This is a genomic window from Psychromonas aquatilis, assembly GCF_038155185.1.
GTDB classification, from domain to species: Bacteria; Pseudomonadota; Gammaproteobacteria; order Enterobacterales; family Psychromonadaceae; genus Psychromonas; species Psychromonas aquatilis.
This window is the reverse complement of sequence record NZ_JBAKAZ010000010.1, coordinates 77730-89044: the sequence shown is the minus strand read 5'-3', so window position 1 is coordinate 89044 and position 11315 is coordinate 77730. Positions and strand designations below refer to the sequence as shown.

At 36.2% G+C, this 11315-nt stretch carries 11 protein-coding genes; 9 read left to right on the top strand and 2 right to left on the bottom strand.

All coding sequences use genetic code 11. The features are described from left to right. Nucleotides 1–150: 150 nt before the first annotated feature. The 5 genes from V6256_RS04560 (at nucleotide 151) to V6256_RS04540 (ending at nucleotide 3188) form a co-directional block, all read left to right on the top strand. Complete coding sequence (locus V6256_RS04560; protein ID WP_341596889.1) at nucleotides 151–1026, top strand: hypothetical protein; 876 nt, start codon at nucleotides 151–153, stop codon at nucleotides 1024–1026. Next, nucleotides 984–1853 (top strand): DUF4238 domain-containing protein, encoded by an 870-nt coding sequence (locus tag V6256_RS04555; protein ID WP_341596888.1) that lies wholly within the window; start codon nucleotides 984–986, stop codon nucleotides 1851–1853. The genes V6256_RS04560 and V6256_RS04555 overlap by 43 nt, the downstream gene beginning before the upstream one ends. Nucleotides 1854–2060: 207 nt before the next feature. Then, complete coding sequence (locus tag V6256_RS04550; protein ID WP_341596887.1) at nucleotides 2061–2312, top strand: hypothetical protein; 252 nt, start codon at nucleotides 2061–2063, stop codon at nucleotides 2310–2312. 130 nt (nucleotides 2313–2442) lie between these two features. Beyond that, nucleotides 2443–2778, top strand: a complete 336-nt coding sequence (locus V6256_RS04545; protein WP_341596886.1) for a hypothetical protein — start codon at nucleotides 2443–2445, stop codon at nucleotides 2776–2778. A gap of 146 nt (nucleotides 2779–2924) precedes the next feature. Continuing rightward, nucleotides 2925–3188: a sunset domain-containing protein gene (locus V6256_RS04540; protein WP_341596885.1), complete on the top strand. Its 264-nt coding sequence runs from the start codon at nucleotides 2925–2927 to the stop codon at nucleotides 3186–3188. A 353-nt stretch (nucleotides 3189–3541) separates the two neighbouring features. Here V6256_RS04540 and V6256_RS04535 read toward each other — a convergent pair whose 3' ends face one another. After that, complete coding sequence (locus V6256_RS04535; protein ID WP_341596884.1) at nucleotides 3542–4498, bottom strand: TDT family transporter; 957 nt, start codon at nucleotides 4496–4498, stop codon at nucleotides 3542–3544. A 177-nt stretch (nucleotides 4499–4675) separates the two neighbouring features. On the opposite strand from V6256_RS04535, the gene V6256_RS04530 reads away from it, so the two are divergent. From V6256_RS04530 to V6256_RS04520, 3 genes are all read left to right on the top strand, one after another. After that, entirely contained in the window at nucleotides 4676–5002 is a 327-nt protein-coding gene (locus V6256_RS04530) for a hypothetical protein (protein ID WP_341596883.1), read from the top strand. Further along, nucleotides 5003–5281, top strand: coding sequence for a hypothetical protein (locus tag V6256_RS04525; RefSeq protein WP_341596882.1), 279 nt, complete (start codon nucleotides 5003–5005; stop codon nucleotides 5279–5281). 270 nt (nucleotides 5282–5551) lie between these two features. Then, nucleotides 5552–5842: a DDE-type integrase/transposase/recombinase gene (locus tag V6256_RS04520; RefSeq protein ID WP_341596881.1), complete on the top strand. Its 291-nt coding sequence runs from the start codon at nucleotides 5552–5554 to the stop codon at nucleotides 5840–5842. A 552-nt stretch (nucleotides 5843–6394) separates the two neighbouring features. Here the strand turns inward: V6256_RS04520 and V6256_RS04515 are convergent. Next, entirely contained in the window at nucleotides 6395–8914 is a 2520-nt protein-coding gene (locus V6256_RS04515; protein ID WP_341596880.1) for a TonB-dependent receptor plug domain-containing protein, read from the bottom strand. Nucleotides 8915–9315: 401 nt separating this feature from the next. Here V6256_RS04515 and V6256_RS04510 point away from each other — a divergent pair, with 401 nt between their 5' ends. Beyond that, on the top strand, nucleotides 9316–11310 hold the full coding sequence (locus V6256_RS04510) for an FG-GAP repeat protein (RefSeq protein WP_341596879.1): 1995 nt from the start codon (nucleotides 9316–9318) through the stop codon (nucleotides 11308–11310). Nucleotides 11311–11315 lie beyond the last annotated feature (5 nt).

The window sequence follows — 11315 nt, the reverse complement described above, 5'->3', positions numbered from 1 at the left end:
GAAAGAAGTCGCATAAAAATTAGCTAATGAGTGCCAACTGTCTTGAAAAACACCGATTATAGCCAACCATTTTTATCCGCTTAGCAAGGCGTTATATGCCAAATCGACTATTGGCGAAATATTCAGGCTCATCAAAGGAGTTAAATTGTAATGGAAAACACGTACGAAAAAATACTAGGTAAAGACGCATCACAGTTTATCCCCGTAATTAATAAGATTCTTTCTGAAGTTAGAAATCATGAATATCATTTCATGAACGAGAGTGAATTTACATCCCTAATGCAAACTTCTCCATGCGAGGGACAATCTCAATATATGAAGGAATTATTGTATAGAGCAAATTTTGGTTCCTTATCTGCAATTGCTAAAAATTATGAATGGTTAAGAGGAATGCATAATTCATATGAGGCTGGATTATATTTGCCGTTTGCATCTTCATTTAGGTGTCTTATTGAGTCAGCAGCCGACAGTTATTTTTCTCTATCAAATTTATGCTCCACTCTTTCAAAAAACATAAAAAATATTAATAGCTCCATTAATCAAAACTCCCCAAATTTCTATATATGCACAGATTTAGAAAATCAACTTATCCACTATTCCCATGCTAGAAGATTAAATAGTGGTGAATCTGCGCCTGATTCTCATAAAGCAGAAACAGCCGCACGCTACGTTAAAAAGTTAGATGAAGAAACAGGCTCAGATTTTTATGATTGTTATTCTGAACTATGCCAACTTAGTCACCCCGCAGCACAAGGGGGGCTACATATGATGATTCCAATTAATGACCAAGATTTTATTTTTGAACACAAATTTGGAAAAGAAAAAATAGATGCTCTTTTAGAAAAACATCGAGATAAATTTTCTGCGCTATTAACTTACGCATTTAACCCATCGATTTTGGCTCTAAAAGTTATAAATCATATTCAATTCAATGAGCTTCATGTAGAGCCTGTAAATGAATTAAATATGGATCACATTGTTGCATGGCAAAAGTGCAAGCAAGATATTGTTCAAGCTGGCATATAACAAGTCAATTTAAACGGAACTTAAACAGTGTGCCATGTTTCGTTCCTCAACAAGTTTGGCACACAATTTTAGTCCGCTTAATGTGGGCGTTAGGCGTAAGGGTAGCTATGAGTGGTATCATCGTAAAAAATCAACACATTTTACCGTCTAGGTCTATTCAGAGGTTTTGTACAACAAATGGAAACGTCGAAGTTTTGAGAAAGGCTTCAGGTAAAAAATTTTTAGTTAAACCGAACAATAAGATATTCTGCGTTACTAGAGTCTGGGATCAAGCCGCTGAAAAGTCTTTTGGTAAACAAATTGAAGATGAATTTCAAATTGTCATCGAACAGATATTACAGTGTGGTGATTACGCAATACCAAAAAAGCAGCATAGGTCTATTACTAGGTTTCTAGCTTTATGGAAGTTTCGTGCATCTATGGACAGTGATCCGTATCCTATTCACGAAGCTTCTAAACTTACTCCTACAGTAACTGATCCGGATGAAAAGAATCTTTTAGATGAATTACACATTAATTATGTAGATGAAAGTGGCTCTCTTCCATCAAGGAATATGCGAGGGATTGAACTACAAGGACAAGTCATGATGTTTAACCGAATCCATGAAGATTTAAGTTGGTGTTTAGTTAAAAGCTTACACTTAGACTTGATAGTTCCAGATTCCCCTGAAAATGACCTCTTCATCCCTATAACACCATCTATATGCTTACTTGCAGGTAAAGCAGTTCCTGAGTTGTCACTAGCTCAGTCAAAAGATGCTAATACAAGATCATATGTTAAATCAAAAAATATTATATTTGGTAGGTCTATTGAAAAGTACGCCTAACAAGGCATTTAAACGTAACTAAAACAGTGGGTTACGTTCCGCTTCGCTCCACAGTATAACTCACAATTTTAGTCCGTTTAATGCGGCGTTAGTAGTATTCGTATGCAGTCATACCAACCCAAAAGAAACCTTTGGAAATCTAAAGGTTTCTTTTGGGTTATCTAGGTGCTATGATTATGTTTCATTTATAAGAAAAGGCACATTATTATGGCTAAAACGTTTTTCCCGCACGCAGATAAAATAGCTTTTGTAAGTGCAAGCACCCCTCATCCAGAAAATACAGAATATAAAATATCAATAGGTTCGGAAGTTTGGGGTGGTGAAAACCACGAAGTTGTAAAAATTCAAATGGTTTATGACGGAGTTGTTGCTGGACGCCGTAGTCCATCATACCCATTAGGTACTGATGATTACCAACGTGTTAATACAAAACTTCAAGAGTTAATCGCAAGTCGTTAACTCAATCATACTACTAACAAGTTGCTCAAAAGGAAAAATTACAGTTGGCTGTACTCGTGCCTCGCACATTTTAGCCAACCATAATTTTCCTCTTAGCAAAGCGTTATGTGTCGTTCAATAGGAGTTTAAAATGTCAGCTTGGATATGTATTGGATTACTTGATGAGTCAGATTGTGATTTTTCTAATTACAATAATAAGATTGGCGCTTATAAAGGTGAAATAGATGGTGAGTTAGTTTATGTTGGGAAAGCGACTGAGCTAAATAATGGTGGCTATCGTAAACGCTTAAGAGATTATACTCGCGTGAGTAATAGTGCTAGAAATTACCCAGCTGGTTTAAAAATGCATGAAAATAAAAGCAATATAATCATAAGTATACAGATAGTCTCTACCGCTGATGAAGCTGTAATTTTAGAGCGAGAATTAATCGGTAACCTCAATCCCAAGTGGAATGTTCAGGCTTAAACACATAACAAGCACTTTAAATCGGAACAAAAACAGCGGGCTATGTTTCGTTCCTCAACAAAATTTTAGCCCACTATTTTTGTCCGCTTAAGTGGGCGTTATGCTTCATTATATAATCGTTGTTGAATAAAAGGAATTCTACTTCAATGCAAAAAAGTAACTTACAAATCAGATCATTAGTCATAATTATTGCAAGTACAGTATGTTTATTAGCATTAAATGCCAATTCGAGTGAAAATGGAACATGCAATATAAAAGGAAATATTTCATATAATACTGGCGAAAAAATTTATCATGTAAAAGGTCAGAAATATTATGAAAAAACTAAAATAAATGAGAATAAAGGTGAAAAGTATTTTTGTTCAGAAGCTGAAGCAAAAAAACAAGGTTGGCGTAAATCAGAAAGTTAAGGGATAACCAGCTATTCAACAGGACAAAATATAGTTGGCTATTTTCGCCCCTCAAATATTATAGCCAACTATATTTTGCCCGTTAATAGGAGCGTTAACAGGCAACATTTGTTCAATTATATTGGGATGTTTTACAATCGGAAGTGATTACATAGTCACCTTGGCCATGTGTCTCCTGATGAGTATTAAAAAAGGTACTTAATCGAGAATTAAAGTGTCTACAAAGTCGGGGGAAGATCATTTTTACTTCATAGACCCTAAGTCACTTTCACACTTAATCGTTAAAAAATCTCTATTTTTTATTCACTACATTTTAGACATATAACCTTTGAAGTGTAATCACATAAGCCAAGTTAGCGCTTTATCGACCACGGATGTCTTATAAAGCGGAAGCTGACATAAATAACCATGGCTGTTGCGACGACTAATTCAAAATTAGCGAGTTGTGTCATTAACCAAACCCATTTCGTATCCACACCTTCTTGTAATAGCTGCTCTGCGCTTTTAGATAAAGCAAGCGGGCCAACAACTAGCGGAAAGGTGAAAGCAGAGTAAGCCGGACTGAAAGGCAATCGTAGTAGATTAGGCAGCATAATATAGACGTATAAAGTTAACAGGACTGCTAAGAATAATAGGGTGCCAAACAGGAATGGATTTACTTCAGTTGCCACAATTAAATAAGCGACGATTAATAGGTTAGCAGGTGTGGCTAAGATAGTAGTGATTGGCTTTTGATTGCTATCTAACGCCTCAGAAAATAACAAACGATACAATATGACGGGTAATAAAAGCGCATAAGACAGTAACCCAAGTATTAAAAGAGTATTACTTAACACTATTGGTAAGCCACCTGGATGGGTGATAATGGCCAGTGTTAAGCCAATCGGAGGAATAAACCAACTTGGTAGAACGTGTGCGAAATTAAAATGCTTACTGCGATAAAAAACAAAGCTGGCGAAAAAACATAATTGCAAAATAATGGCGAACCAGCTGATAGCTAATCCTAGCTGAAAATAAGTATTTGAAATGGCATTGGCAACAACCATAGTCGCCATTGTTAATGTGGGAATAACACTACTCGCTAAAGGGTGCTGCAACTCTTGCTTTAAAATAGCAGGGTTCATTATAAATTTTAAAAATAGCGGAATTAAAATAGCCCCAGCCAGTAAAGCACCCAATGCTTGAGCCGCTCCTGCGACATCAACAACGTGCTCCCAACACAAACCTAAACTGGCAATAGCGAGCGCTAAACCTGCCAATGGGCTCGGAACCTTACTAAAAAATTGCTTCATGGCTTTGGGCGTATTCATTATTTTCTCTTATTCTTAAGAACGAGTGATCGACTATTTTCAGCCTGTTATCTCTACAGCTATCATGCCAATACAAAAATAATGCACAACTCCAACCTTTGCGTGGCGATAAAGCCTGACTAATATAATATTTTTTGAGAAGTTACACTGCTTTTATTTCTATGTTTATTTTTTTGAGTGAAAAGATCTCGGACTTCTATTGATGCAATCTTTAATCAAATAGAGAATAAGGAAATTGGCTCTTTTACCGTTAACTCTCTAGGAGGTAACGTACATGCTGCGATGGATTTAGCAGATTGGATTAAGGAAAATAATATCTCATTAATTGTGGAAGGTAATTGTTTCTCATCTTGTGCTAATTATTTTATACCGGGAGCCTCAAGTGTCTTGATTAAATCTAGATCAATTGCCGGTTTGCATGGCGGTGCACTTCAGAAAATCTGGCGTAGAAATTACCCTTGGTATTTATATGTTTTTCCATTGATGATTATTATTGATCAGTAGATGGCAAGAGATGACTGGAAAGCCAGAGAAGCCGATTTTTATCTAGATCTTCAAGTCAGTAAATATCTTCCAGTAATAGGACAGTCAAAAGAATACGATGCTCCTAATGATGATTTATATTACTCGGGTTGGAATTACGATTCCAACACATTAAAGCTGTTGGGCCTTGATAATATAACGACTGAAGATGGTGAACTGTTTAATGAAAAAATAGATGCTGAAATACCTGTTTGGCAAATCTCATTAACAAAGCAACAGATTAAAGACTTCACATGGTGATGATATTTAAATAAATAGTTATGCCATAACCTGCAAATGAATAATTCTAAACTCTACGCAGTCTATCGTTATCCTGCACAAATTATTAGCCATGCCGTTTGGCTTTATCATCGATTTACACTGAACTTTCGTGATATTGAAGAATTACTTGCGGTGATAGGCATTGTTGTCACTTATGAAACGAGTCGCCAGTGGTGTAAAAAATCCGTGCTATCCTATCTATTGTAACTAAATTAAAGAGAACAGAGGCTACTTGGTGATACTTGGCATTTGGATGAGGTTTCCATCAAAATAATTGAGGTATTACATTACCTTTGGCGAGCTGTAGTTCAAGATGGTGACGAAATAGATATTTTGGTTCAGAAACGAAAGAATAAGACGGCAGCGATGCGCTTCTTTAAACGATTATTAAAAGGACAAAGGAGTACGCCATTAAACGTTGTGATGGATAAACTCGCAAGTTACTCTGCTGCCAAAAAAGAATTAATACCAACTGTCGAGCACTCAACTATTCAGTATGAAAATAACAGATGTGTACTCTCGCATCAGCCTATTCGATAACAAGAACGACAGATGCGTAAATTCAAATCATAGGGGCAAGCTTAATAGTTTTAAGTTGTCACGGTGTTGTTCATCATCTGTTTCGTTTTTGGCCGTCATTTAATGCAAGCTAAACATCGATATAACGTCTATCTTAAACTAAACCGCAGATGCATCCTTATACCAATCACACTAATTAACTGATCTATTTTGCTTGTTAAAATAACTTATTTCTTCGTTGTAATTTTCGTAAATAGAACAACTATTTAACTCAAATTACGCCTTGAACTCAGTCATTTTTCCTGCGCAAAATTTAGATCACTTATTTAATATAATTGGTATTATTAATACTTTATTGGTAACTAAAAAGTGCATTTTCCTCATCAATAATTAGAAATATTGCAAGTGGAAAGTCGATATTTTTCATATAAATCAATTTTTTATCATAACTACTAGATGATTATTCAATTTTCCAAGGGCCTGTTTGAATTTTGATAAATTTACTTTTTGTTAATACTTCTTGCATTAAAAATTATACTAATAAGTATATTTAAATAGGGATCGTTAGATGGACTATTTTAAGTTTACGCTTATGCCAAGCCAAAAACTTCTTCCTCTTTGATAGCTACTTGCCGCTGAGTAAGGATTTTGGTTTAATAAGTTGGTTACTCGCATATCGACAACAGTAGAGGTATCTACCGTTTTATATACTTCCATCATTGCATTCAAACTAATATCTGCAAAAGCATCAATCGTTGTTTCGTCGTAAACGTCGTAATTTTGTCCATCAACCTCTATTGCAGTTCCATCACTGTCAATGTTGGTGTATTCGCCTCGGTAATTAAGGGAAGTTTTGGTTAATAGTCGCTTATTAAACCATGAAGTGCCCCAACTTAAGTGAGCTCTAAATGGTGCTGCATAGTTTTGTTGTTTTCTTATATTGCTAAGTTGGTATTCTGAAATAACTTCTCCATTATAATAAAGATATGTACTTTCCATATCGTCAATGTCTGTTTCAGAAAAATAGTCAGGACCACCAAACGTGATTGTTTCTGACCACGTTGTATTAGCTGTAAATACATGATCGCCAATGCGACCATTCCATTCTAATGAAATACCGTGGTAGTCAGTTTTACCATCGTTAGCTAGAGTATAACCAAGATCACTATTTTGATCATACTCTCTAGAAGTTGAAAATTTATCACGTCCCCAGCGTTTAATTCCTTTTATTCTAAACGTCCCGTCTAAAGCTGTTGGTACAGTAAAGGCAAGTGTAATTTCATCACTGTAAGGTGTATTTAGGTTACCTTGTGAATAATCATAATTAGTATTAACTGAAGCTAAATCCCATTCACTCAATGTACTATCACCATTCAAATCTCGGTGATATGTCGTTGTTGCTGGAGTTGCAGAGCGAATTGCATAAGCGAGCATATTATTGGTGTAATAACGGTTAGCACCAAAGCTGACAAAGTAGTCAGAGAAGACTTCCCAACTCACGTTAAGGCGTGGAGCAATATTATGGTTATGCATAAAGTTATCATATTCATAACGTACGCCTAAGCGTAGATCTACAGGGCCAAAATACTGCTGATATTCGGCCCATAGTGCTTGTTGATATACCCCAACATCAGCTTCATAACTTTCATATCGAACTGCGTCAGTAAATGCAATATCACTCATACAAGCATCATCACCACTGCTGCAAACGATACCGTTATTTTGGTCAATTGCATATTGATAATAATACCAAGAATCTTCTGGTCTTTGTTTATAAGCTCTTGTATAGCTTGATTCAGAACCGAAACTAAGGACTCCATCATTTATATTACGGCTAGCAGATAGTTTTAATGTGTAATCTTCTTGGGTTTGTTCAATGTCACCAAAACCACCTTCATAACAATAAGTGCTATCACAAAGCGTACTACCGTATGCAGATCCCGTGTCCCATTTATACCTGTCCCCATCCCAATCTCGGCTATTATCAGATTGATTATAAGATAGACGAGCTGACCAATCGAATTGGTTATGGTATCCATCAAGTTGTAAATAGGTAGCAAAACCAGTACTGAGTGTTAATCGTTCACTATCATAATCATCATCAGCAGTGTATTCACTTTCATAAGGGCTATACATCATCATGCCTGTTGCTGAGAGATTATCATTAAATTGATAAGTACCTTTTAATAAAAAGTTTTGGGAAAGATCTCCATTTGTATAATCTTCATTGCCATACTGTTCATCCATTTGGTAATAAGACTGAGATTCTGCACGAGAGTATGCGACTAATAGTTTAAATTTATCGGATATCGGTAAATCAAAGCTCATTGAAGTTCGATATTTTATAAAGTCAGGTTTAGGGTCACCATCAGGATCTTCACCTAAATAACTAACCATTTCATCAAATTGAAACCCTGTGCTAATTTGGGCTTTAAATTCATCGCCCGCTTCACGAACTTGATAATCGACTGTTCCGCCACTAAATCCACCATATTGTGCTGAAATGTTAGAATCTTGAACTTCTACTGCCTGTAATAGAGAGGGGGCAACATATAAAGTTTGAGAAGTTTGACCATTTACTTCATCATAATTTTCATTGTCAGTGCTCTGGGTTACATCCATCACTGAGTTTACGGACACTCCATCTATCATTATATTGTTATCGTAATAACTGCCACCAGATATCGAGAAATCCGAAGGGCGTATATGTTGTTCACTTTGAGCACTACCATCATAACGCTCGATATCTGTTTGAACAAAAGGAAGGACTTTGAGTAATTCCGTTGTATCCATGTCTCCCTGTTGTGATTCATTTATTGAATTCTCAGAGATAACGCTTAATCCGCTATCAAGTGGATCGTAACTTTCATAACTTGTTGTAGCCTGTAGGGTTTCATTTTCTTGCTCAATTTCACCAACAATGGAAATATCTTCTAGTTTTATTGACTCTTCTGAACTGATGCTGTTTTTGCTAGAATTTTGATTTATTTCATTATTGTTATTTTTGATCTCAGATACGTTTAAAGTATCTTCAGCTTGTGACAATGCAGGTATCGCTAGGCTTAAAATCAAAAGGTTATTAATTATTTTCATCGTTATCCGTAACTTTTATATTTTCGTTCCATCTCCCTCTACGTACATTTAAATTTTATATTTAGAAGGCTTTATTTTTTGAGTGGATATTACATTTAATCTATATGATAATCAATACCGTTGGCTAATGATAATCATTTGCAATAGTGTTGAGGTTATATTAGTATCATTTTTTTTAAAAAATCAAATGGATGTTTTAAAGCGGTATATCAAGGGATTTGAATAACAACCACACAATAATAGTCCTGAAAGGGTTTTTAGTATCCTTCAACAGTGAAACGTTACTTTTTAACTCAAATATACTTTTTCTTTAATCGTTCTGATTTTAAAATTTAATTTAAAGCTGTGTATCAAGTTAAATAGCTTTATCTAATATTCTCTCAAGTAAAAGTGAACCTAAAATGACACGTAACCCACAACGCAATCCATTCAATAAAGCTAAATTACCTACTTTAGTATTTGCACTCTCATTAGCTGGTTGTGGTGGTGGAGGTGGAGGTGGAGGTGATGAAGGATCTTCAGGAGAGCTCGTTGTAGACGATACGCCAATTGAACAAGAAATCATTAATGACAACTTTGACTCTCAAGCCACTTCAGGAGGGGTTGAAATAAATTCAGGTGATTTTAATTTATCAACAATCGAAGCTGCTAACACTCGAAACGAAGATGGCTCTGGCAATATACGACAAATTAATTTTACTTGGGAGAATGCATTTCCAGATACTTCAAATAACGTTATTTATACTATTTGCCAATCAGATATTTTAGAAGCTGAAAACTGCAATGAACTAGGTACTACCGTAAATACTTACTCTTTCGCTACTGAAGTTACTAGTGTTTTAGATACGATAGGTCAACACTACTTTGTGATTGCAGATAATGGCGCAGAACAATTAATCTCATCTGAAAAAGCAATTCACCCAGGCGAATTCAGTAAAATGGCTGGGTACTTTAAAGCTTCTAACTCAGGTTATGCAGATGATTTTGGTAAGCCAGTCGTTATTAGTGCAGATGGACTAACAATGGCTGTCGCTGCTGTTTATGAAGATTCACCATCTTCTGGCATAAATGGAGATCAAGGTGATAGTGCTTCAACAGGGGCTACAGGAGCCGTTTATATATTTAGTTCTGATGGTAACAATAATTGGAAACAAACTGCATATATCAAAGCATCGGCACCAGACTCGCAAGATTACTTTGGAACCTCTCTTGATATCAATGAAGATGGAACAGTCTTGGTTGTGGGGGCTCCTGGTGAAGACTCCGGCGATGCAAGTGATGAAAGCGATAATAGCGTCTCTTATTCAGGTGCTACATACGTATTTAATTATGACGGTGCTAACTGGAATCAATCTGCTTACCTTAAAAATGAAAATCCAGAAGAAAATGACCATTTTGGTACCGTTGTTTCTTTAAGCCTTGATGGCAATCGTTTAGCAGTTAGTTCTCCATTCCATACTTCAACTGAAGGTGGGAGTATCGTTGTTGAATCAGGCTCAGTCAGTCTGTTTGATTTTAATGGTAGCGAGTGGGAAAGCATTGCTTATCTTGAGTCTCATAACCAAAGTGAAGATGACAGGTTTGGGCACATGATGTCGTTAAGTGGAGACGGCGAAACGTTAGCTGTTGCTTCATTTGTCGAAGACTCTTCAGAGACTGGTATAAATGGAACTGGGTTCAACGATGAAGCAGAAAGTGCCGGTGCTGTTTACATTTTTCATGAAAATAATGTCGAACAGTGGGAGCAAACATCTTACCTTAAAGCATCCAATGCAGAAGAAGGGGATTATTTTGGAAACCCTATTAAGTTGAGTGATGATGGAGAAATGCTCGCTGTAGGCGCTACTTATGAAGATAGTAGTAATAATGAGGGGCAGGGCGCAGGCGCAGTTTACCTATTTAATTATAACGGCAGTACTTGGAATGAAGTTGCGTATTTAAAGGGTTCTAACACAGAAGGTGCTAGTGAAGAAACTGCGCCAGAGTCTGCTCTTGATGCTTCAGATGACAATTGGGGAGATCATTTTGGTAACTCAATTGCGTTTAATGGAGACGCAACGGTATTAGCTATTGGTTCATCTAATGAAGATTCCGCTACAATTGGTATTAATTGGGATGAATCAGATAACACAGCAAAAGGAGCGGGTGCTGTTTATATGTTTGCATATGATGAAACATCTCAAAGTTGGGAACAAACAGCTTATGTTAAAGCTCCAAACACAGAAGAAATTGATAGTTTTGGGTCTACCGTCGATTTAAGTCAAGATGGAAAGACGTTAGTCGTTGCTGCTCATAATGAAAGTTCTGGCGAGACTGGAATAAATAGTGAGGATACTAACCGTGATGATGATGATAGCAATGATGAAAATTATTCAGGTGCTGTTTATGTGTTTTAAGCAAC